Origin of the sequence: Ignatzschineria cameli, from assembly GCF_003121895.1 — a bacterium.
GTDB lineage: Bacteria > Pseudomonadota > Gammaproteobacteria > Cardiobacteriales > Wohlfahrtiimonadaceae > Ignatzschineria > Ignatzschineria cameli.
In genome coordinates this window covers 157,656-182,276 of the sequence record NZ_QEWW01000003.1, presented here as the reverse complement: position 1 = coordinate 182,276, position 24,621 = coordinate 157,656, and the positions used below count along the sequence as shown (strand labels likewise).

Here is a 24,621-nt window from a genome sequence, read left to right as displayed (position 1 = left end):
AAAGACATTTGTTGTACAGGCATATAAAGGATAGGTAGTAAAATGAATATTAACGCAACCTTGATTGCCCAATTTATCGTCTTTTTCATTTTGGTTTTGGTGGTTATGAAGTTTATCTGGCCACCTTTAATCAAAGCGATTGAAGAGAGACGTGCAAAAATTGCTGAAGGTTTAGCAGCTGCAGAAGAGAGTGTTGCAGCACAAGCTACGGCTGAAGCTGAAGTAGATGGTCTTCTTAAGCAAGCTCATCTTGAAGCGGCAACCCTAGTGAGTAAAGCACAAGCTCAAGCGGATAGCTTAATTGCACAGTCTAAAGAAGAGAGCAAGGTAGTTGGGCAAAGAGAGATTGATGCAGCGCACGCTAAAATTGAAGCAGAGTTAAGTCAAGTCAAAGAGAGCTTGAGAAAACAGGTAGTTGCTTTAAGTATTATGGGTGCAAGCAAGATCATAGAAAAAGAAGTTGATGAAACGACTCATGCTAAGATGTTAGAAGAGTTGGCAAAACAACTGTAATCGCCTGCTCTTCACTATGAAGAGCATTTTGATAACTAATAAACGATGTAAGAGTAATATGTCAGAATTAGCAACAGTAGCAAGACCTTACGCTGAAGCCGTATTTATGATTGCGAAGGAAAATCCGCAAAGTGCAGATCACTGGTTGGATTTCCTCAGCTCATTAAAGCTATTAATGGGAACAGAGGCGACTCGTGAAGTGATGGGCTTACCAGAATTAGGTTTCGAAAAGAAAAAAGCATTCTTAGGTGAGTTATCAGCTAAGATTTTAAAGCGAGAGCTTACTAAAGAAGAGAATGATTTCTTACTAACCATTAGTGAAAATAAGCGTTTTGGGATTTTGCCTTCTGTTTATGACGAGTACAGAGCGCGTTTATTAGCGGAAAGAAACATTCTTGAGGCTGAAGTGCAGAGTGCATATCCCTTAACGGATGGGCAGAAAGAGATGTTTGTTAAAGCTCTTCAGAAGCGTTTTAATAAAGAGATCGAATTAACAGAAACCATTTCGCCTTCCTTGTTAGGTGGTGCTATTTTAAAAATAGATGATTTAGTCATTGATGGTTCGATTTTAGGTCGTTTAGACGGCATGATCCGATCAATGAATTAAGTTTAATGAATATAAGAGGAAGATTTAAAAGATGCAATTAAATCCATCTGAGATCAGTGATCTCATTAAATCCAAGATTGAAGAATTTGAGCTCAAGCCCGAAGAGAGTACTGAAGGTACGGTAGTAAGTTTAACTGATGGGATTGCTCGCGTTCACGGAATTAATTCTGTGATGCAAGGTGAAATGGTTGAATTACCACACGGTGTTCGTGGTCTTGCGCTGAACCTTGAGAGAGATTCAGTGGGTGTTGTTCTCTTAGGTGATTATGAAAAGATCACAGAAGGGGATAAAGTTAAGTGTACAGGACGTATTCTTGAAGCACCTATCGGTCCAGAACTTCTTGGTCGTGTTGTTGATGCGTTAGGAAATCCTATCGATGGTAAAGGTGAGCTTGGTACAACGTTAACTGCACCTATCGAGCAGATCGCACCTGGCGTTATCGATCGTCAATCAGTTGATCAACCGATGCAAACAGGTTATATCGCGATTGACTCAATGGTTCCAATCGGCCGTGGTCAGCGTGAGTTGATTATCGGTGACCGTCAAACTGGTAAAACAGCGATTGCAATCGATACTATTATCAACCAAAAAAATAGTGGTGTTAAATGTATCTATGTAGCAATTGGTCAGAAGAACTCAACAATTGCAAATATCGTTGCTAAATTAGAAGAGCATGGTGCAATGGATCACACGATCGTTGTTGCAGCAAGTGCTTCAGAGTCGGCAGCTCTTCAATATCTCTCAGCGTACACTGGTTGTACAATGGGTGAATATTTCCGTGATCGTGGTGAAGATGCGTTAATCATTTATGATGACCTTTCAAAACAAGCGGTTGCATATCGTCAAATCTCCCTCCTTCTTCGTCGTCCACCAGGTCGTGAAGCATATCCTGGGGATGTTTTCTATCTTCACTCACGTCTTCTTGAGCGTGCAGCTCGCGTTAATGCAGACTACGTTGAGAAGTTCACAAATGGTGAAGTTAAAGGTAAAACAGGTTCATTAACGGCATTACCTATTATTGAGACACAAGGTGGGGACGTATCTGCATTCGTACCAACTAACGTTATCTCAATTACAGATGGTCAGATCTTCCTTGAAACAGACCTCTTTAACTCAGGCGTTCGCCCAGCGATGAATGCGGGTATCTCCGTATCTCGTGTTGGTGGTGCAGCGCAAACGAAGTTAATCAGTAAGCTTGGTGGTGGTGTTCGTCTTGCACTTGCTCAATATCGTGAGCTTGCAGCGTTCTCCCAGTTTGCTTCGGATCTTGATGAAGTAACACGTAGACAGTTAGCACGTGGTGTTCGTGTTATGGAATTGATGAAGCAAGCGCAATATCGTCCATATACAATTGCAGAGATGGCACTTATCCTCTATGCAATCGAGTACAAATATGTTGATGATTTGCCAGTTGAAGAAGTTCGTCCATTTGCGCAAGGTCTTATCGCTTCAGCGAATGCAACAGACCAAGAGCTCTTAAAAGACATCAACAGCAAAGGTGCCTATAACCAAGATGTGTTAGATGCGCTTGATAAAGTTGTTAGTCAGTATAAGAAAGGTGGAAGCTGGAAAGTAGCTTAATAAGTTGCTTTTCAGTTCATAACACATAGCAATTAGGTAGGAATTTCATGGCTGTTGGAAAAGAAATACGTAGTAAGATTAAAAGTATTAGTAATACTCAGAAGATTACTAGTGCGATGGAGATGGTTGCAGCGAGTAAGATGCGTGCTACGCAACTTCGACGCAATCGATCTCTACCTTATGCGCAACAGGTTATCAAGCTCGCTGCGCATTTGGCTGAGGCAACACCTGAAGAATTCAAGCATGAATACTTAATACCACGAGAAGTAAAGCGCGTGGGCGTGATTGTTGTCAGCTCCGACCGTGGTTTAGCTGGTGGGTTGAACAATAACCTATTTAAGCTAGTCGTCACAAAGATGAAAGAGTGGCGTGAAGCAGGTATTGAGATGGAAGTTGCCACTATTGGTAACAAAGCAAATGCTTTCTTCGGTCGATTTGGACATGATCTTGTTGCGACTGTGAATAATTTAGGTGATGCACCTGCGTCGAAAGATCTGATTGGTATTACAACTGCAATGCTAGATCTTTTCCAAGAAGGGAAAATTGATGAACTCCATGTTTTTGCTAACGAGTTTGTGAATACAATGACGCAAAAGCCAATCGGTATTCAGGTTCTCCCTGTCGTTCCCGGAACGCTTCAGAGACAGATAGGTATTGAGAGTGTAGCGCAGGAGTCAAATCTTGCATGGGACTATGTTTACGACTCTGAGCCTGTTGAACTAATGAATACTGTATTAGATCGTTATATTGAAAGTGTGATCTTTCAAGCAGTCGTTGAAAACGTTGCCTGTGAAATGGCAGCTCGTATGATTGCAATGAAGGCCGCAAGCGATAATGCAAGCGATTTAATAGATGAGTTGCAATTGGTTTATAACAAAGCTCGTCAAGCAGCAATTACTCAGGAAATTACTGAGATTGTTAGTGGTGCAGCAGCAATCAATTAATACGACGTTAACAAAAATTTGGGTTAATAGAGGTTTAGATAGAGTATGTCAGGAAAAATTGTACAGGTAATTGGTGCAGTTGTTGACGTGGAATTCCCACGCGATGCTGTTCCAAGTATATATAGTGCACTTAATGTTGTAGGATCGAAAGATGATCTCGTACTTGAAGTACAACAACAATTAGGTGATGGCGTTGTAAGAACGATCGCAATGGGTAGTTCAGATGGACTTAAGCGTGGTGTTGAAGTTGTTGATACTAAACAACCGATCTCAGTACCCGTTGGTGAAGGTACACTCGGTCGTATCATGGACGTTTTAGGTCGCCCTGTAGACTACGCAGGTCCAGTTGAAGCTAAAGAGCATTGGGCGATTCATAGAAAAGCGCCAAGCTACGAAGATCAAGCAGGTTCTACAGAAGTTCTCGAAACAGGTATTAAAGTTATCGACTTACTCTGTCCGTTTGCTAAAGGTGGTAAAGTTGGTCTCTTCGGTGGTGCGGGTGTTGGTAAAACCGTAAACATGATGGAGTTGATCAACAACATTGCTAAAGCGCATGAAGGTCTTTCAGTCTTTGCTGGAGTTGGTGAGCGCACACGTGAAGGGAACGACTTCTACTACGAGATGAAAGACTCTAACGTATTAGATAAAGTTGCCATGGTTTATGGTCAGATGAATGAGCCACCTGGAAACCGTTTACGCGTTGCTCTCTCAGGCTTAACAATGGCTGAGTACTTCCGTGATGAAGGTCGTGATGTTCTTCTCTTTATTGACAATATCTATCGTTATACGCTTGCAGGTACTGAAGTATCAGCACTTTTAGGTCGTATGCCATCTGCGGTAGGTTACCAACCAACACTTGCAGAAGAGATGGGTGTTCTTCAAGAGCGCATTACTTCTACGAAAAAAGGTTCGATCACATCGGTACAAGCAGTCTACGTTCCTGCGGATGACTTAACTGACCCATCACCAGCGACAACGTTTGCTCACTTAGATGCAACAATCGTTCTTTCACGTGATATCGCATCATTAGGTATCTATCCTGCAGTTGACCCACTTGATTCAACTTCACGTCAGCTTGATCCATTAGTTATTGGTCAAGAGCATTATGATGTTGCTCGTGGTGTACAGATGATTCTTCAGCGTTATCAAGAGTTAAAAGATATTATCGCGATTCTTGGTATGGATGAGCTTTCAGAAGAAGATAAGTTAACAGTTGCTCGTGCTCGTAAGATCCAGCGCTTCTTATCACAGCCATTCCACGTTGCAGAAGTATTTACAGGTGCACCAGGTAAATATGTATCACTTCAAGACACTATTGCAAGCTTTAAAGCGATTCTTGCAGGTGAAGGTGACCATATTCCTGAGCAAATGTTCTATATGACCGGTAACTTTAATGAAGTTCTTGATCGTTACGCGAAAGAGACCAAGAAGTAATAAGGGGATAATATGAAAACTATCAAAGTCACTATTGTAAGTGCTGAAAAAGAGCTCTACTCTGGCACTGCAGCATTCTTTGCAGTTACAGCAATTACTGGTGAGATAGGTGTTTATCCTGGTCATGTTCCAACTTTAGCACACCTCAAGCCAGGGCAAGTTCGCTTAGAGCTCGAGAATGGTACCAAAGAGGTCTTCTGGATTTCCGGGGGTATTCTCGAAGTACAACCGAATGAAGTGATTGTTCTAGCAGATAGTGCTGAGCGTGCTGCAGATCTTGATCAAGCCGCGGTTGAAAAAGCGAGAGCTGAAGCTAAGGCTGTACTTGACTCAGGTAAACCTGAGCTCGATATTGAGAAGGCGTTAATTGAATTAACATTAGCAAAATCTCAATTAGATGCAGTAAACAGATTAAAAAATCTTTAAGATTTTTAATAATATTAAAAGCCCACATCTTATGTGGGTTTTTTTATTTCTACGCTTTATTCTGATTCCTTATCCTTATCCTTATCCTTATCCTTATCCTTATCCTTGTGTTTGTGTTTTGTTTTCTTTAATTCTACTTTAGAGATATTGGTGAAACATTGATACTTTGGGGAGCGATCTATTGAGACATTTTGATGCATAATGCCGAGAGTTGTGTCTGCAATATATTTGGAAGATATCTGAAATATATCGAATTGTAATATATCGAGGTTATGATATGAGGTTGAGGTATTCAGTCATTAATAGAGATAGATAGCAATAGAGAGAGATACCGTTAATCGCTCCTAATATCATTTTCTTAAATAGAAATTAGCTGCGCTATAATAGGAAGAGGTGTAGAGAATAGTCATTTCTATTTGCTTGAATATTATTTGAATATCACTTGAGTATTAATTTGAACATTACTAAGAATTTATTGGAATGTTTATTTTGGATTTATTTGGAATCTATTTTGGATATTCAGATAGTTATCTGAAAACTTATTTAAATGCTACTTTTAAGTATTATTTTGTTCTCCTATAACCTTGCCACCTTGCTATTTTAATAATGAGAGATAAGTATGGAATTTGAATTGCCTGAATCAGCTGAATTACCCTTAATTAATCGAGAGAAATCGATTCTCGCTTTTCAGGAGCGTGTCTTAAAACAGGCAGAAAATCCGCATATCCCATTATTGGAGCGGCTCAATTTTATTACCATTGTCTCCTCTAATCTCGATGAGTTTTTTGAGGTGCGCTTTGCCAATATTAAAGAGCGTATTTTTGCCGGAGAGACACTTATTGATGGGGAGCCTATCGATCTTTGGCAAAAAGGGATCTATCAGCGGATAACGGATTTAGTAAAAGCGCAATATGCCTTATTAGATCAGGAGATCTTACCGCTTCTAAAAAAAGAGGCGAATGCTGAGTTTGTGCACCGAAAAGATTGGACAGTGGCAGATAAAGCACAGCTTTTAAGTTATTTTAATGAGTCGATCAATCCACTTTTAACGCCGATTGCACTCGATATCGCTCATCCTTTTCCCCATATCTACAATAAATCACTCAACTATATTATTGAGTTAAAGGGAAAGGATATTTATGGGCGAGAAGTTGATACCGCAATGCTCTCTATACCTAAAAATCTGCCGGCATTGATCCGTCTGACGAGCGACCCTTCACGTGTTCGCTTTACCACGATCAGTGAGGTGATTCGAGATCAATTGAAGGTCATCTTCGATGGATTTGTGGTAAAAGCCGCCTATCAATTTAGAGTAACGCGTAATAGCCATCTCTTTATTGACAAGGAGGAGCTTACTAATTTACATCAAGCCCTCAAAGGGGAGCTCCATCAACGAAATTTTGGTCATGCTGTCCGTTTAGAGATTAGTGCCCATATGCCCAAGAAGCTGGTAGATTTTCTTGCAAAAGAGTTTGAATTGCCGGCAACGGAGATCTATCCGATAGAGCATTTTATCGATCTTTGTCGCTTTCGGGAATTGAATCACTTTTTAAAGGAGCAAAGTGAGCTTTTTTACCCTGAATTTTACCCAAAGTATGCAGAGAAATGGGTTGATACGAATGATATTTTTTCGATTATTAAAGAAAAAGATCAGCTATTTCATCACCCATTTGATAGCTTTGCGCCAACGGTAAGATTGCTTGAGGTTGCCGCAAATGACCCCCAAGTGCAGATGATTCGTATGACAATCTATCGTACCGGCAATGATTCACAGTTGATGAAGCATCTTGTTACTGCTGCGAAGAATGGAAAAGAGGTTAATGTCGTCTGTGAACTGATGGCCCGTTTTGATGAGGAGACCAACCTCGCTTGGGCTGCTATTTTGGAAGAGGCAGGGGTTAAGGTTGTTTATGGAATCTTTGGCTATAAAACCCATGCAAAGATGCTCTTGATTGTTCGAAATGAACCAACAGAGGAGAATCCGGATCACCTTGAATATTATACTCACCTGAGCACCGGCAATTACCATACAGGCACCGCGCGGCTCTATACTGATTTTGCTATTATGACGGGGAATCGAGAAGTAGCTCAGGATGTAACCAATATCTTTGTCAATTTAGGGAGTCTTGGCCGACCACCCCAGTTGAAGCGTCTCTGGCAAGCTCCTTTTAATCTCTATGATAATTTGATTGCCCATATCAATTTTGAGATAGAGGAGGCAAAGGCGGGAAGACCGGCCTCAATTATGGCGCGGATGAATGCGCTCCTAGAGGAAGGAATTGTTGAAAAGCTCTATGAAGCCTCTAATGCCGGAGTTATTATCAATCTACTTGTTCGTGGAGCCTGCTCTTTACGTCCTGGATTGAAGGGCTTTTCAGAAAATATTCGTGTCTACTCCGTTGTTGGGCGTTTTCTAGAGCATTCACGCGTCTTCTATTTTTATCGCGCAGGAGAAGAGCGGGTCTATATCTCAAGTGCCGATTGGATGCATCGAAATTTTTTCCGCCGAATTGAGGTAGCAGTGCCGATTGAGCACCCCTCTATTAAGCGTCATATTATCAATGAAGGCTTACTCTCTTATTTTGCTGATTATACGGCTTGGATCCTCGATGGTCGAAGTGGGGAATACTCCCAGGAACCATTTACAATGGAGGAGAGAGGCGCTATGCTTTCAGCACAAGAAAAGTTATTAATATCCCGACAGTAGACATTCGGAAGTAGATGGAGTCACATGCTGACAATATTTTCTGATCCACTTATCAGCGGAATCACCAATACGCAACTCTATGCGTTATTGATTCTATTCTGTAGTTTTATCGCTTTCATGTTAGGAAAGTGGCGCTTTGATGTGGTCGCTCTCGGTGCGCTATTGGCGATGGTTTTAGTGGGTGTTGTTCCGCTCAATAACGCTTTTTCTGGCTTTAGTCATCGTGCGGTTATTACCGTCGCTTCTGTCTTAGTGCTTAGTAATGCACTAGGAAATACCGGCGTGACCTACCATCTTTCACAACATTTGAGCCGCTTTTCAGATCGGCCCGTACTATTAGTCCTAACTTTAACGGGGCTTGTCGCTTTCTTCTCCGCCTTTATGAATGATGTTGGAGCGTTAGCGCTTATTATGCCGGTAGCGCTACAAGTATCACAACGTTACAACATTCCTACCTCAAAATTGTTGATGCCGATGGCTTTCGCATCTCTTTTAGGAGGAACGGCTACATTGATCGGAACTCCTCCCAATATGATTATTGCTCAATATCGGGAGACTGTAGATCCGGCGGCGGGTGCTTTTGCCATGTTTGATTTCTTGCCGGTCGGTATTGTTGTGGTGATTGTAGGCCTCCTCTATATCTCTTTTATTGGTTGGCGCCTGATTCCTATTCGGGATACGGAGAATAATAGCCGCCTCTTTGAGACGGATGATTATCTTTTAGAAGCCAAAATCTTACCGAATAATAAATTTATTGGGAAGACGATTGCCGAACTTGAGAAGGTGACAGAAGATCATGTTAATGTTGTTACGCTTCTTCGAGGAGCAAGACGGCTACTTTCGCCAAGTAAAGAGGAGATCTTACGGGAGAATGATGTTCTATTGATTGAAGGACAACCGGAAGATCTAAAGCAGTTAGAGTTGCTCTCAGGGGTGAATATCCGCTTTAGTAAAGAGGGAAAAGAGGGTGATGGAGTCGACACCTTGCAGACCTTAGAAGTTGTTGTCAATCCTGGTGCTAGAATTGCAGGACATATGATCTCGGAGCTCTATCTTCGAGAGCGCTATAAAATTAATATATTAGGGATCTCTCGCCAGAGTGAGAGTATCCGGCAGCGCTTCTCTCGATTAACCTTAAAGCCCGGGGATATTCTTCTGATTCAAGGGGATAAGAGAGAGCTTCCTGAAACGATGAATTACCTTGGTTGTCTGCCGTTAGCAGAGCGTAATATCCGTCTAAAACCCTCTTCAAAATTGTTACCAACAGTGGGAATTTTTATTATTTCCATACTTTTGGTGGCATTTCAGCTTTTACCGCCTCATATCGCCTTTCCTTTAGCGATCTTTTTTCTCATCATCTTTCGTCTTGTCTCATTGCGAGAGGTCTACCAGAGTATTGATGGGCCTCTTATTGTCCTTTTAGGATGTTTTATCACCGTGGGTGCTGCGCTCGACTCGAGTGGGGCAACAAATATTATTGTCTCATCGATTGTTCCCCTTTTAGAAGGGCTTCCTGCTATGCTAGTATTGTCTATAATCATGCTCGTAACGATGCTGATTACCGATGTGATTAATAGCTCAGCAACAGCGGTGATTATGGCCCCTATTGCGGTGGGTGTTGCAAATATGATGGGGCATAATATTGATCCCTATTTAATGATCATTGCAATCGCTTGCTCTTGTGCTTTTAATACTCCGATAGGGCACCATTCAAATACATTGGTGATGGGACCAGGAGGCTATCAGTTTGGGGATTATTGGCGAATGGGGCTACTGCTCGACCTGCTCTTGATATTAGCGGCAGTACCGGCAGTGATCTATTTTTGGCCACTATAAAAGTAAAGATAATAAGGAATTAGGATGAAACTATTTAACGATGTTCCATTAGCGCCGGATGACGCGATTTTAGGTGTAGTAGAGTCATATAAGAATGACCCAAGAGATGAAAAGGTCAACTTAAGTATTGGTATCTACTCTGATGCAGAAGGGAAAGTGCCGGTATTAAAAGCGGTTAAAGCCGCCGAGGCATATCTTTTTGAACATTCAGGACCACGCGTTTATCTTCCGATGCAAGGTTTAGGCAGCTATATCGATTGTGTTCAGAAGCTTCTCTTTACAGAAGATCATGAGCTCTATCAGACAGGGCGTTTGGCAACTGTTCAATCGTTAGGGGGCACAGGGGCATTAAAAGTAGGGGCTGATTTCTTACACAGTATCAAACCTAATAGTAAAGTTTATGTCTCAAAGCCAACTTGGAATAACCATATTGCTATCTTTGCCGGTGCCGGTTTTGAAGTAGAAGAGTACCCCTATTTTGATCCAAAGACAAAAGGGGTCGATTTTGCGGCATTCTTTAAGAAAATGGAAGAGATTCCAGAAGAATCCATTGTGGTTCTTCATGCATGTTGCCACAATCCAACAGGAGCAGATCTCTCAACTGAGCAGTGGCAGCAATTAGCAGATCTTTTTAAAGCACGTAATTTAATTCCCTTCTTAGATATGGCTTATCAAGGCTTCTCTAAGGGAATTAGAGAGGATGCGGAAGCGATTCATATCTTCGCTGCAAAAGAGATGCCGGTGTTTATCGCCACCTCCTTCTCTAAGTCATTCTCACTCTATAGTGAGCGAATTGGCGCATTGACTGTGATCACTTCAGATAAAGAGGAGCAAGAGCGTGTTACCTCACAATTGAAGATTATGGTTCGTGCAATCTACTCTTCACCACCTTCATATGGTGCGCAGATCGTCCACTATGTATTAGCAAATGATCAATTGCGTGCAGAGTGGGAAGCGGAACTTACACAGATGCGTGATCGAATTAAATCGATGCGTTCAAAATTTGTTGAGTTGCTCAATAGCAAGCAGGATAAGATCGATTTTAGCTTTATCAATGATCAAGCAGGGATGTTTTCTTACTCAGGACTTAGCGCAGATCAAGTTGCAAAAATGAAAAAGGATTATGCTATCTATACGGTTGATACCGGTCGTATCTGTATTGCTGCGTTAAATGACCAGAATATTGAGCTTGCGGCGAATGCGGTAGTTAATGTACTATAACAGCATTTGATTCATCTATTTGTAGGGGGTTTTTATATGTCAGAAAGTGTATTTATATATAAGCTTCCGCTCTACATCATTGCCTTACTCTGTATTGTTGGTTGGGCGCTTCTCTTTAGTGTTATCTTTTTTAGCTAATTAAAGGGATCGAAGAGATAGAGCGGTTGTAAAAAGAGTGCTATTTAGCACTCTTTTTCTTTGTCTGCGATAATAAATAATATCATAGGCGTAGCGTGTATACGTGTGTATGTGTATGGGTGTGGAGTGATTTCAATTGCATTTCTGAAAAAGTTTTGCAAAGTTCTGCAAAGAAATGAAGAACTGAAATGAAGAGTTGAAGTGAAGGATTAAAGTGAAGGATTAAGGGGAAGATTGGTGAGCGAATTATCAGAGAGACAGTGGGAATATCGAGCAGAGCAGCTTTTGCTTGATCAGCTCTTTATGCAGTTAGCTAAGGCAGGAGAGTATGAAGATTATCAGCTCTATCAGCAGCTATTACAGAGAGCGGAAACGGCCCCTTTGTTGCAAAAGAAGGGGGGAGAAGCACATTTTCAAAAGGCGCTTCAATATCTATCGACCTTAACAGATTTGATCACTGTTGATCTAAAGTCGGGAAGAATCTTATCAAAAGGCTATCAGCCGATCGATCTTCAGCGAATAGTTGATCTCCTGCCAGAGACTTTAAGTGGACGACTCCACTTTTTGCGACGTTTTAGTACTGACTCAACTAATAGTGATCTCCAGCGACATTCAGCCCAAGATGCTCAATATTGGGCGCAACAATATTATCAATCCTTGCCGAGTCTTCAGGATACTTCTTCTAAGGATGAAGAATCGTTAAAAGCGAAAGTTGCGGTTGCGGAGATGCAAACTGGAGGTAGGGGGAGACGCGCTAAGCGTTGGGTATCACCACTTGCAAAAAATCTCTACTTCTCCTTTAAATATCGATTTTCTCATCGATCGGTTCCCTATTTGAGTGCGCTCAGTCTCCGTATTGGTGCGCTCCTTTTAGAGGTTTTAGAGGCGTTAGGTATTAAGGGGGGTAAGGTAAAGTGGCCCAATGATATCTGGATTGGGGAGTCGAAGTTAGCGGGAATTTTAGTAGAGAGCCTCTTTAATCGTCATGATGTTGAGGTGATTATTGGCATTGGTGTGAATAATCAATATGATGCAGCGCTTGAGCTAGTTGGTAATCATCCGACTTGTTGTGAAGCCATTTTGGGGCAACCACTCGATCGAAATCTCTTAATTGCACGACTTAGTGAGAAGATCTACCATCTTTGTGAGCAGGTGGAAGCAGAATCATATGCTTTAGAGCAAGGGATTCCACTTAGCAAAAAATTGCCCGATTTGAGAGTGATCTGGTCTGAGATCAGTCTTCTCTATCAGCGACGGGTTCAGTTGAGCTCAGATAGAGATCTGCTTATTGGGCGTGAAGTTGGAATTGATGAGAGTGGCGCGCTACTTGTGGAACTTCCCGATGGGGAGATTCGTCCAATTATTTCGGGAGATCTCTCTCTTCGAGAGCTTTGAGGATGGGTGAGATCTCATTCCTGCCGGTAAAAAAAGATCCCAAAAGTTCTGTTTAAACTTTTGGGGTCTTCTGTTGTAAGTGGAGTCTTAACTGCTTGTTGATCTATTTACAGTTCATAGAGAGGACTCGCTGATTTTTATAGAGCACACGACACTGGGCGCCATTACGCTTGCCAGTACACCAATCTGCTGCCATGGTGATATTGTTGACCTTACAGCCAATGACCTGTCCCGAACCATTTTTAACAATCTGTAAGCGACCGTTGACGGTACCACCGGGTGCTCTAGCAAGTGCTGCATCTTGTTGTAGCCCTTTTTTCAGTGGTGGCACAGCTGCTGTCGGGCGCGGTGCACTACTGCTACGATTGCTATTACTTGCGGTGCGTTCCCTAGCGACTTTGGCCGTCACAGCTTTCTGCAGCTCCATTAAGATGTCTGCTGTTACAACTTCTGATTGAGGCTTCTTAGCTTTCGTTAAAAATGCATTGAGTTGCTTTTTCGAGTTTTTACCAAAGATACCATCCGGTTTTACAGGATATCCTAACTGTTGTAGGTAGGTCTGAGCCTGTTTGGGCGCATTCTTTTTAAAGGATTCTAAGAGCGCAGTATCGATCTCTTTTCCTTTTTTAAGTCCTTGTTGAGAACGGTAGGTTTGAATAGCACCCTCTGTTGCTGGCCCCATTTTACCATCTGCTCGCCCATTTAAGATGCCAAATCCAATGAGATAGGCTTGGGTATCGACCACCTTTTCTGCAGCTTCTCGCTCTTTGACAACCTTCTCGTAGTAGGTCTTTGCAAATTGAGTCTCCTGCTCTTCATCGATCAGGATAAGGTAGGCTGGTAGGTCGAGCTTATCGCTAACCTGATAACCATAACGATTTTTTAAAATCCCAATTGCTCGGCGTGTCTTTGGCCCTAACGTTCCGGTTGTTCGATCTTTCATATAGCCGGTTCGCTGCAGGTAACGTTGAAACTTATTGATATTCTCCTCTTCTAGTAATGCACGGCTCTTTTGATCTAGTTTGCCGGTAACAGGAAGCGAGAAGGATTTCTGAAAGGCCTCAATCGCACGATTAGTACCGGGACCTTTTAGCCCATCAACAGTGCCGGTGTAGAAGCCTAAGTAGGCAAGTTGTAGTTGCTCTAATGCAGTCTCTTCACTACTTTTTGCGTGGGAGAGATCAAACCTCTTAACGGAGGTTTTATAGGGCTCTATCATCTTGTTGCTATCTGCTTGGAGTTCCTGATCTTCCTCTGCGGTGATAGGTGCAGTGCCATCTTCTGTGACATCTTCAACTGAATCACTTGGAACCTCTTCACCACTTAAGGGAGCATCGGAGAGATCATCATTGAAGAGAGTTAAGAGAAGCACGGGTGTCAGTGCGCCTACAGCTTCCGTATTGGTGAATTGCTCATATGCTCTGATTGCATCGCGTGTTCCGGGACCTCTTAATCCATCAATATCACCTTTATAGAATCCATCCTCTTTTAGACGATACTGTACAAAGCGATAGATAATTTGACGAAGTGGATTTTCCCAACGAGGAAGCAACTCGCCCGTCTCATTCTGTCCTAACGCTTTTTCAAAGGCTCGGATCGCATCGCGTGTTGCCGGTCCATTGGCGCCATCGAGCGGGCCATCATAGAGATCGAGTAGATAGAGAGCTGTCTGTGTGAAAAATATTTTAGGAACTCGTGCTTTAATCACGAGATTATCGATCTCATTACGAGAGAGGGAGAAATTGCGAAGAGGCTCATCGAGCGTAATAAGCGAGCGCACTTCATCAATGGTTGGCTCTTCCGCCTCATCGAGCTCTTCTGAGTCTTCAGAGGCTATGACCTCTTGCTTCTCATCTTGAAGAGCACCGTGAGAAGGATCGGTAGGCGCTACCTCTTTTGTTTGATTCTCATCAGTCGTTAACTGTGGTTCTGCAAGCTTTTCCAGGGCTATCTGTAAAAGAGGCGGAATAAGTGATGGTAATGGTTCTTCGATTTTTTCAGTCGCAGGAGAATCGATCGAAGTAGGATCTCTTCCTTCATTGTCTTTTTTTAGGGGGGGGAGCGCACGTTGTTCGGCTGCTTTTTTACGTTCTGCTTCTATTGATTTGAGAATCGATTCTGGTAAAAATCGGGGGTTGAAGAGATGGAAGAGCATATTGGGAGAGAGCGTTCCCACCTCAGGGAGATTGAGGCTCTTTTCAAAAGCTTTGATAGCATTTTCAGTACCGATACCATTGATACCATCAATTTCACCGTCATAAAATCCTAAAAGCGTCAGTTGACGTTGGACATCTTTACGCACCTCTTTTTCCAAAGGTGCTTCCCAAGTTGCGTTAGGAATCCCATCTTGCTTCTGTCCTAATGAAGCTTGATAGCGCTCAATAGCGGTACGTGTATTAGCGCCTCTTTGACCATCAATTTTGAGAGGAAGCGGGAAGTAGCCCGCCATTCGCAACCAGGTCTGAAGGGTAAAAATCTTACTTCTACCTCCTTTCTGTTTGAGGAACGATGTGATCTCATCGGGAGTGAAATCGAAGAAGAGCTGCAATTGACGGCCGGGGAAGGGGGGCGTATTGTTAAGCTCTTCTGCTGGCGTGAGAAATGTTAGGGGAAGTGCGGTTGCTGATGAGCCTGCTTGATCTAGGGTGAAAGTGATGGTCCCCGCTTCAATATTTTTCAGCATCGTTGCTGTTACAAAGGGGCTTTGTAATAATTTCGCTGATGAGGGCAGCTTCTCCACAATTACTTCGTTGAGTCTCGAGATAAGGGCTTCTTCAGTGATCTTGGGGTTCTCTTTTTTAATAGATTCGATCAGGGGCTGCAATGCTTTTCGCTCTAATGGAATAAGCCATTCGGGAGTGATTGCATTGATATGAGGAAGCTTCTCCTGCGTTTGATAATAGGCGATATCATTCTGGAAGGCTTCAGTAATATGGCCCTCTAAGTTATCGACCGGATATTTGAGGAGATAGAGCCACACTTGAGCCTGTTGTACTAGCTTAGATTCCACGCCGCTATCAATCTTTTCCCCTTTGAGCCAAGCGAGTAGCTCTCCCTTCTTTTGAGTTAAAGCATAATCATAGAGCGTAAAGCCATAATGATCTTTAAAGTGAAGTAAAGGATCACTTTGGTAATGTAAGAGCGAGGTCACTTTAGAGTCTTGAGTCTGCTGTAAGATTGACTCAAGATTATTTGCAGAGCCTAACGATAGTGCAAGTAGTGATGATAACGCGACTCTTAGTATGGCTTTACGCATAATGCTATTAATCCTTTTCTCGGTTTTTAACTGGGAGTTTCCCTTTTCTTAAGTGAACGAGTATCAATGAGATGGCTGCTGGTGTTACACCCTGAATGCGAGAGGCTTGGCCTAATGTTTCAGGTTGTGCTTGATTGAGCCGTTCCTGAATCTCGATAGAGAGACCTTCCACTTGGCTGTAATCTACATTACTAGGAAGTGGCGCATTTTCAAATTTTTGATTGCGCTTAATATCCTCGATGCTCCGATTGATATAGCCTTCATATTTGGTATGAATTTCAATTTTTTGGAGCACTTCTTCTGAGAATTGAGAGAGATCCGGTCCTTGCTCATCTTCGAGTTCTACTAAAGTTGCTAATGATATTTCTGGACGCTTGAGAAGATTGATGGCACGAATATTTTGTTTGAGCGCCACATTATTCTCTTTGATAATCTTCTCACCAGCAGGGGAGTCAACTCGGATCATCCAATCTTTAAATCGTTGTTCAGCTTGAGCAATCGCTTCTTGCTTTTCGAGGAATTTTTCCCAACGATAATCATCCACCAACCCTAATTCTCGGCCGATAGGGGTTAAGCGCTCATCGGCATTATCTTCTCTTAAGATCAGGCGATGTTCTGCGCGGGAGGTAAACATCCGATAAGGTTCCCGAACGCCGAGATTGATCAGATCATCGATCATAACGCCGGTATAAGCCTCATGACGTTTAGGGTACCATGGATCTTTTTCAAGATAGCGTCGCGCGGCATTGAGGCCGGCTAAGAGACCTTGTGCTGCAGCCTCTTCATAACCGGTGGTTCCATTAATCTGACCGGCAAAATAGAGATTGTTGATCGCTTTTGTCTCTAGGGTGAATTTGAGGTTACGCGGATCATAGAAGTCATACTCAATGGCATAACCTGGGCGCGTAATATGAGCATTCTCTAAGCCGGGAATAGAGCGAACTAGATTCACTTGAACATCAAATGGCAAGCTGGTAGAGATTCCATTAGGGTAATACTCATGAGTATCGAGTCCTTCGGGTTCTAAGAAGACATGATGTTGATCCTTATCGGCAAACTTCATAATCTTATCTTCAACTGAAGGGCAGTAGCGTGGCCCTAATCCTTCAATTGTTTTATTGTCCGCATACATCGGTGAGCGGTCGAGTCCGCCACGAATAATCTCATGGGTTTGCTCATTGGTGAAGGTTGTCCAGCAGGAGACTTGGCGTGGATGCTCTGCACGAGAACCCAAGTAGGAGAAGACCGGTGTTGGCTCATCTCCTGGCTGTTCTGTCATATTGGTAAAATCGATACTCTTTCCATCGATACGGGGTGGGGTTCCTGTCTTAAGGCGCCCTTTACCGAGATTAAGTTCCGCTAATTTATGAGAAAGAGAGATGGATGCCGTATCTCCCATTCGACCGCCACTATAATTCTCCATACCGATATGGATTAAGCCGGAGAGAAAGGTTCCCGCTGTTAAAATAACGGTTTCACCATGGAAGCGGATGCCGGTCTGAGTAATGACTCCCGCAACTTTATCTCCCTCTAAAATAAGATCATCTGCTGCCTGTTGGAAGAGATAGAGATTAGGCTGATTCTCTAAGATCTTACGGATCGCTGTTTTATAGAGCGTTCTATCCGCTTGTGCGCGTGTTGAGCGAACGGCGGGGCCTTTAGAGGCATTTAGAATACGAAATTGGATGCCGGCAAGATCGGTTGCATGTGCCATCGATCCCCCTAATGCATCGATCTCTTTGACGATCTGCCCTTTACCAATCCCGCCAATAGCAGGATTACAGCTGAGCTGACCTAAAGTCTCAATATTGTGGGTAAGTAGAAGTGTGGGAACACCAAGGCGAGCCGATGCAAGTGCTGCTTCTGTTCCTGCATGACCGCCGCCGATAACAATGACGCCAAAATGTTGTGGGTAGTTCATAGATTTTTAATAGATTGATATGAGTTATATGAGTTATATGAGTTTATATATTAGTTGATTGGTTGATTAGTTGTAATCTTCGAATGGATAAGTGAGGAGAAGATGAGAGGTTCGGTGGAAGATTTCGTCTTCAGAGACCACGACTCTATGGATGAGGGGATGTTTATCGACTCTTCTATGAGCGGGGCAGAAGCGAGGATCTAAGAAGCTATTGCTAATATTCAATTGCCAACATTCGGTTGCCAATATTTAGTTGTCGATATTTGATTATCAATATTCGATCACCAATATTTGAGTTTCAAAATCAATGGGATGAATTGAAAATGAACCACAAATGAACCACAAATGAACCGTAAATGAATTGCAAGTGAATCGCTGTTGAGCCACTCATCTATCTGAATTTTTAAATTGCTCTATTACCATCTGCTATTGCTGCACTTTTATCGCTGCGACTAGGAATGATACATTTTAGCGGTAATTATAATCTAAAAAAGGGATCAAACCAATGTTGATCCCTTCAAAAATTGTTTCTCATCTTCAGAATGATCTGTAGATCACTCAATTACAATTTGAGTTACTTCTTCTCAGATTGTTTTGCCAAATCTTCTAATGAGCTTGTAAAACCTTTCATTGAGAGGTCGATCTTAACGTTGTTTGGCTCTGGACCTAAGAAATCGTGAGTATAGCTAACATTGAGCTTACCTGAATTTTTTAGAGAGTTGAGGACTTTTGGGTCATTGATCGGAAGACCTGTGATACAGCCATCAGGTAAGCAGCGCTCAAAGCTTAAGCCGGTCACTTTCGTGCCATCAATTTCAAGCTGTTTACCATCGATCTTAAACTCAAGACCTGGAATTAAGAGAGTCCCTGGAAGAGCACTGAAAATAAGCGTTGGATTGCCATCGATATAGATTACAGAGGCTCTTAATGCTTTGATCTTCTGTTTTTGTGACTCATCTTCCGGATTGGTTAATTCAATATCGCCTGTGGTCGACATTAAGCAGCTTTCAAACGTTCCTTCTGGAACTGTGTCTTGTAAGCACTCAACTTTCCAATCACCGTGTTGCTTAAGATAGACAACTTCAGTTTGGTTTTGAGCCGCAGCTACGCCTCCTAAAAGGAGAGCAACACTGGCGCTAAGTAGTAATTTTTTCAACATGATTGGCTTTTACTCCATATAATTAGGAACGCTACAAATGATTTACTATTCTACTGTTATTGATGGAAATAGAATAACATTACAAGAGGTTTATTATATACTAGTTCGATAATCGATCAAGGGAAGCCTTGTTAAGATGGGTAGATATCTGTTCAGGAAGGGTAAAATGCAATTATCGCAAAAATGCACATTAGGTAATGGTAAGGTTTATGTAATTTCTGCGCCATCAGGAGGTGGAAAGACAACATTGGTAGAGGGGCTGATGGCTCATGATCCCCATGTGACACGAGCGGTAACGCATACAACAAGAGCTCCTAGAGAGGGTGAAGAGAATGGTGTCCACTACCATTTCGCCTCTAAAGAGGAGTTTATTGCGATGGTAGATCGTGGCGAGTTTTTAGAGTATGCCGAAGTCTTTGGCAATCTCTATGGGACATCGCTCTGGGAGGTTGAGAAACATACCCGTAGCGGTAAAGATGTGGTGCTGGTGATCGATTGGCAGGGAGCGGCTTCTGTGAAGAAGATTATGCCGGAAGCGGAGTTGATCTTTATTCTTCCCCCCTCTTTAGAAGCGTTAGAAGAACGACTCTCCTCCCGTAATCAGGATGATCCTGCGGTGATCGCGAAGCGAATGGCAGATGCTGTTAATCAAATTAAGCATTATGAGAAGTTTGATTATGTGGTCATCAATGATGATTTTGAGCGAGCATTGAGTGATTTGCGAGAAATTTTTCATGTCAATCGATTACGAACCGCCTATCAACAAGTTAAAAATAGCGAACTATTGACCACGCTCTTAGAACGCCCATCATCTGCCATTTAAGTTTCGATATTTTCCCGATATTTTAAAATCGGGACGATGAGTGATAATATGCGCCTCTCGATGAGAGAGTCCGGCATTGGTTCATCTTAATATCAGGATCAGATAAAAGATCAGATAAGAGGTCAGGTAGGAGCAGATAGGGCATATCGGGAGTTCGATGCAGTATCAGCTAGATTGATTCGATTTACAGAGATTTTATATTTGTTATACACGCTATATCCGTTATATCTGTATTAAAAATCTGTATATTCGTATTTAATATGAAATATTAATAATTAGACATTAGACATTAGACATTAGACAGTGTTAGTTAGGAGATAAGTTTATGGCACGCGTAACAGTACAAGATTGTTTAGAGAAGGTTGATAACCGTTTTCAGTTAGTCACAGTTGCAGCAAAGAGAGCAAGACAATTAGAGCGCGGTGCAGAGCCTACTGTCAGCCGCAGTCGTGCATCGAAATCGACCGTTATTGCACTTCGTGAAATTGCGAAAGGGGAGATTAGCCCTGCTGAGATTACGGCAAAAGAGGCAGATTTTCAGTCAGGCTTCTAAGTAGAATTAAAACTAAGAAGTTGAGTAAGAGTAGATAGGAAGATGGGAAGTTATAGCTTCTCATCTTCTTTTATCTTTTATGGTAGAAAATTTATGGTAGAAAATATTCTATAGCGTAGGGCAAAAAATCGAGCTGCAATGAGGGTAGAAATGATTGCCGACTCACTATTAATCGGCCACGATATTGATCAATTTCAGGGGCATTTGGAATCAGTTTTGACTGATTCTATCTCCCAATAGATTATTGCTTTTATAAAGGATAAGATGCTCTTAGAGGTAGGGATGATCTTTCGGTGATCGGTTGTGAATGATAGCCCTCGGTAGTGACTGATAACACTCTGTATTAACGAAATATTTTGAGTGGTTATCCTGTTTTTAGCGTATCCTTAAAGAAGTAAGAGTGAGCATTTTTGTAATGCGCATTTTAGCAAATGAGCATACTAGTCAATACACTAGGTGTGATCGATAGATATTATTTATGGCTGCTGCTACGCAATCGATGCAGTCTTACAGTTATTCATTAGGAGTAGATTATGGAGAAATATCAATTGCCTCCAAATCTTCTTCCCTGGCGTAAAGAATTTGAGATTAAGGTCGGTCGCTTATTGCGAATCGTAGGTCGCTATCTTTCGGAAGAAGAAGTAAAAGAGGTTGAACGAGCATGTATTTATGGTGCGTTTGCGCATCAGGAACAGTTTCGCTCCTCTGGCGAGCCCTATATTTTTCACCCGCTGGCAGTTGCCTTGATCTTAACGGAAGTGCAGATTGATAAAGCCTCATTAGTCGGGGCGGTTCTGCATGATGTGATTGAAGATACCGAGATCGGCTACGATGAGATTGCCCATGAATTTGGGGAAGAAGTTGCACAGATTGTCGATGGCGTTACGAAATTAACGCAGATTAAGTTCCGCTCAAAAGAGGAAGCGAAGGCGGAGAATTTCCGTAAGATGATTTTAGCGATGACGAAAGATCTTCGCATCATTATGGTCAAGCTTGCTGATAGACTCCACAATATGCGGACATTAGGGGCACTCGCTGCCTATAAGAAGCGCCGTATTGCCAATGAAACCTTGGAGATCTATGCGCCCATTGCCGCACGTTTAGGAATGTATGCGTTGCAGGTCTATCTCGAGAATCTCTGCTTTGAGAATATCTACCCTATGCGCTATGCCGTACTCTCTAAGGCGATCGAGGAGAAGTATGAGAGTGAGAGTGAGAACTTAACGCGAATCAAAGATACGATCTATGATCGTCTAGTACGGGGGAATATCCTTTCACGTATCTCAACTCGCAAGAAGCATCTTTGGAGTATCTATAATAAGTTGAAGGTGAAGGGTAAGATCGAATTGGTCTACGATATCTTCGCCATTCGCGTGATTGTCTCAACCGTTGATGAGTGTTATCGCGTATTAGGGATGGTGCATCAACTCTATAAGCCGATTATTGGTGGTTTTAAAGATTATATTGCGATCCCTAAAGGCAATGGTTATCAGAGCCTTCATACCATCGTCTTTGGACGCAATGGATTGCCGGTTGAAGTGCAGATTAGAACGCGTGATATGCATGTTATTGCCGAAGCAGGAGCGGCTGCTCATTGGCGCTATAAAGATGCCTATGAAGGGCAACAGAATCAGATTCGAACCAATAAATGGCTCGATTCTGTAACAGAATTACAAGATAGTGCGATCTCCTCTGTAGAGTTTATGGAGGCGATGAAAGCGAATCTCTTCCCGAAAGAGATCTATCTCTTCACTCCTAAGGGGCGCATTATCGAGCTTCCTAAAGGTTCAACCGGGATCGATTTTGCCTATGCCGTTCATACTGAGGTGGGGAATCATTGCCGCGCGATTATTGTCGATGGACAGCAGGTACCTTTCTCTCAATCGCTCCATAATGGGCAGACGGTAGAGATTATCACCGAGGAGGAGAGAAGACCTTCCCCTAAATGGCTCGACTATGTTGTCAGTGCTCGTGCAAGAACCAGTATTTTGGCCTACCTCTCTAAATTATCGAGTGAAGAGGCGTACAATATTGGGGAGCGACTCCTCGCTTTAGAGCTAGAGAATAAAGGTATTATTCTCGATGACTTTGGTGAAAAGGATCAAGAGGTTCTTCTAGAGGAGCTAGAGCTTGGATCGAAAGAGGAGCTCTTAATTTCGATTGGGCGCGGAAAATACCCAATGCACTACATCATCAACCGCTTCTTAGTAAAGCAGGGATTAGAGGTGGAGATGCATGAAGCTCCTGATGAAGATGAAGATGGCTTAGAGGTCTCTAGCGATATTATTATCGGTGCTGAGAAGATGAAGACCACTTTAGGACGCTGCTGTTACCCCTTGCCGGGAGAGTCGATTATCGGCTACCTCAGTCAGCGCCACGGCATGGTGATCCATCAGGTCGATTGTGCCAATGTGGAGAATTATAAGAAGCATGAAGATCGTTGGATTCCTCTCGCTTGGAGTAAAAAGGCACGTGGAGATTTCCCTGTTCAGTTAACGCTTATTGCAAAGAATCGTCGCGGAGCAATTGCCTCTGTGAGTGCTAAGGTGACGGAGATGAATCTCGATTTTGGCGAGTTTACCTCTGAGCCGATGAGTGACGATATTGTGAAGATCCGTTTCGTTGTGGATGTTCAAGATCGAAAACATCTTGCTGATATTATGCGAGAACTTCGATTATTACCCATGGTAGAACGAGTCTCTAGACGATAGTATCGGACCGATTATCTATTTTAAGCGTTATTGAACATCTTAAGAATCTCAAGAGCCTCAGGAATCTAAAGCATTAAAGAAGTTATAAGAAATAGTTATAAGAAATCAAAGAAGTCAAAGAAGTCAAAGAAGTTAAAGAGACTAAATTAAGCGATAGCAAGATAGAGAGAATGATCGATGAAGAATCAACCGTTACCATTTTTAGGGGGCTTAACCGCCGAGCAATTTCTTCAGGAGTATTGGCAGAAGAAGCCACTCTTTGTAAAAGGTGCATTTCCCAATTTTGAAGATCCTCTAACAGCGGATGAGATTGCCGGCTTGGCCTTTGAACCCTTTATTCCTTCTCGCTTTATTTATGAAAGTGGTGGCGAACGACCTTGGCAGTTAAAGATGGGGCCGGCAACGGAAGAGGATTTCTCTACCCTTCATGAGAAGTCATGGATGCTGGTTGTCAATGATGTGGAGAAGAATCTGCCCGAATTAAAATCGATGCTCGATCCTTTTCGCTTTATCTCCCATTGGCGCTTAGATGATCTCCAGGTAAGTTTAGGGGAAGAGGGGGGAAATGTCGGCGCTCATTGGGATGATTATGATGTCTTTCTTCTACAAGGAATGGGGAAGAAGCGTTGGCAGATTAGTTATGCCCCTGTCTCTGAAGATGATTTTGTCAAAGGGGTCGATATTCGTCTGATTGAGAATTTTCGCCCTGATGAGGAGTGGATTGTCGAGCCGGGTGATCTTCTCTATCTTCCCCCAAGAATTGGTCACTATGGCGTGAATATTGGTCGAAGCGTGACCTGGTCGGTCGGTTTTCGCGCACCGAAGCATCGGGAGATGTTGCGTGACTATATGGAGATGAAGTTTGATGCGGTGGCAGAAGATGCCCGCTATTGTGATCCTGAATTAGAGGTGGTAACAACGCCGGGGGCATTAAGTGATGCCGCTATTGATCGTGTTGTTGCGATTTTAGAGTCAGCTTTAACGCAGAATCGAGCAGAGATTGTTCAATGGTTTGGTGCCTTTATTACTGAGCCAAAGATGTTTCAGACGCCCGAAGCGCTTGAAGATCATTTGACGATCGAGGCGCTCCTTGAGTATCTCGATGATGGGGGTTATCTAGAAGTGCATCCCGGAATTACGCTCCTTTACTATGCATCGGATGATAAGATTCTTCTCTTTGCCGCAGGAAAGAGCTATTCATTGCCGCTGAGTGAAAGAGCCCTTGTTGAGCAGTTAACTCAAGCGACAGAGTGGGATTATGATGCGCTCATAGAAAGTCTCGACTCCCACTTAAATCAACAATTTCTTCTACAATTGATCAATGATGGAATTCTCCTTCTCGATGATGGTGCAGATGATACAGATGATGAAGCATTTGAGGATGATTAGTTCAAT

The 24,621-nt window shown here is 42.6% G+C and carries 17 protein-coding genes; 14 read left to right on the top strand and 3 right to left on the bottom strand.

Going from position 1 to position 24,621, the window contains the following annotated elements; all coding sequences use genetic code 11:
* Positions 1-42: 42 nt before the first annotated feature.
* From DC077_RS06130 to DC077_RS06085, 10 genes are all read left to right on the top strand, one after another.
* Positions 43-513 carry a F0F1 ATP synthase subunit B gene (locus DC077_RS06130; protein WP_109201639.1) on the top strand — a complete coding sequence of 157 codons (471 nt, stop codon included), beginning with the start codon at positions 43-45 and terminating at the stop codon, positions 511-513.
* Between the two features lie 58 nt (positions 514-571).
* Entirely contained in the window at positions 572-1,120 is a 549-nt protein-coding gene (locus DC077_RS06125; RefSeq protein ID WP_157953499.1) for a F0F1 ATP synthase subunit delta, read from the top strand.
* A gap of 31 nt (positions 1,121-1,151) precedes the next feature.
* Positions 1,152-2,702: a F0F1 ATP synthase subunit alpha gene (gene atpA / locus DC077_RS06120; protein ID WP_109201641.1), complete on the top strand. Its 1,551-nt coding sequence runs from the start codon at positions 1,152-1,154 to the stop codon at positions 2,700-2,702.
* A gap of 47 nt (positions 2,703-2,749) precedes the next feature.
* Positions 2,750-3,646 (top strand): F0F1 ATP synthase subunit gamma, encoded by an 897-nt coding sequence (gene atpG, locus DC077_RS06115; RefSeq protein ID WP_109201642.1) that lies wholly within the window; start codon positions 2,750-2,752, stop codon positions 3,644-3,646.
* 45 nt (positions 3,647-3,691) lie between these two features.
* The gene (atpD, locus tag DC077_RS06110; protein ID WP_109201643.1) at positions 3,692-5,080 is read left to right on the top strand and encodes a F0F1 ATP synthase subunit beta; all 1,389 of its coding nucleotides are present in this window, start codon (positions 3,692-3,694) and stop codon (positions 5,078-5,080) included.
* A 12-nt stretch (positions 5,081-5,092) separates the two neighbouring features.
* Positions 5,093-5,506 (top strand): F0F1 ATP synthase subunit epsilon, encoded by a 414-nt coding sequence (locus tag DC077_RS06105; protein ID WP_109201644.1) that lies wholly within the window; start codon positions 5,093-5,095, stop codon positions 5,504-5,506.
* A 619-nt stretch (positions 5,507-6,125) separates the two neighbouring features.
* Entirely contained in the window at positions 6,126-8,213 is a 2,088-nt protein-coding gene (gene ppk1 / locus DC077_RS06100) for a polyphosphate kinase 1 (RefSeq protein WP_109201645.1), read from the top strand.
* 24 nt (positions 8,214-8,237) lie between these two features.
* The gene (locus tag DC077_RS06095; protein WP_109201646.1) at positions 8,238-10,049 is read left to right on the top strand and encodes an SLC13 family permease; all 1,812 of its coding nucleotides are present in this window, start codon (positions 8,238-8,240) and stop codon (positions 10,047-10,049) included.
* Between the two features lie 24 nt (positions 10,050-10,073).
* Entirely contained in the window at positions 10,074-11,270 is a 1,197-nt protein-coding gene (locus DC077_RS06090; RefSeq protein WP_109201647.1) for an amino acid aminotransferase, read from the top strand.
* 375 nt (positions 11,271-11,645) lie between these two features.
* On the top strand, positions 11,646-12,803 hold the full coding sequence (locus DC077_RS06085) for a biotin--[acetyl-CoA-carboxylase] ligase (protein WP_109201648.1): 1,158 nt from the start codon (positions 11,646-11,648) through the stop codon (positions 12,801-12,803).
* 103 nt (positions 12,804-12,906) lie between these two features.
* Here the strand turns inward: DC077_RS06085 and DC077_RS06080 are convergent, their stop codons facing one another.
* From DC077_RS06080 to DC077_RS06070, 3 genes are all read right to left on the bottom strand, one after another.
* Positions 12,907-16,059, bottom strand: coding sequence for a peptidoglycan-binding protein (locus DC077_RS06080; RefSeq protein WP_109201649.1), 3,153 nt, complete (start codon positions 16,057-16,059; stop codon positions 12,907-12,909).
* A gap of 7 nt (positions 16,060-16,066) precedes the next feature.
* A complete protein-coding gene (mnmG, locus tag DC077_RS06075) occupies positions 16,067-17,980 on the bottom strand; it encodes a tRNA uridine-5-carboxymethylaminomethyl(34) synthesis enzyme MnmG (RefSeq protein WP_109201650.1) in 1,914 nt (637 codons plus the stop codon).
* A gap of 574 nt (positions 17,981-18,554) precedes the next feature.
* Complete coding sequence (locus DC077_RS06070; RefSeq protein ID WP_109201651.1) at positions 18,555-19,139, bottom strand: invasion associated locus B family protein; 585 nt, start codon at positions 19,137-19,139, stop codon at positions 18,555-18,557.
* 166 nt (positions 19,140-19,305) lie between these two features.
* On the opposite strand from DC077_RS06070, the gene gmk reads away from it, so the two are divergent.
* The 4 genes from gmk (at position 19,306) to DC077_RS06050 (ending at position 24,615) form a co-directional block, all read left to right on the top strand.
* Positions 19,306-19,962 (top strand): guanylate kinase, encoded by a 657-nt coding sequence (gene gmk / locus DC077_RS06065; protein WP_109201652.1) that lies wholly within the window; start codon positions 19,306-19,308, stop codon positions 19,960-19,962.
* A gap of 325 nt (positions 19,963-20,287) precedes the next feature.
* A complete protein-coding gene (gene rpoZ / locus DC077_RS06060; RefSeq protein WP_109201653.1) occupies positions 20,288-20,515 on the top strand; it encodes a DNA-directed RNA polymerase subunit omega in 228 nt (75 codons plus the stop codon).
* A 533-nt stretch (positions 20,516-21,048) separates the two neighbouring features.
* On the top strand, positions 21,049-23,226 hold the full coding sequence (locus DC077_RS06055) for a RelA/SpoT family protein (RefSeq protein ID WP_109201654.1): 2,178 nt from the start codon (positions 21,049-21,051) through the stop codon (positions 23,224-23,226).
* 177 nt (positions 23,227-23,403) lie between these two features.
* Positions 23,404-24,615, top strand: a complete 1,212-nt coding sequence (locus DC077_RS06050; RefSeq protein ID WP_109201655.1) for a JmjC domain-containing protein — start codon at positions 23,404-23,406, stop codon at positions 24,613-24,615.
* Positions 24,616-24,621 lie beyond the last annotated feature (6 nt).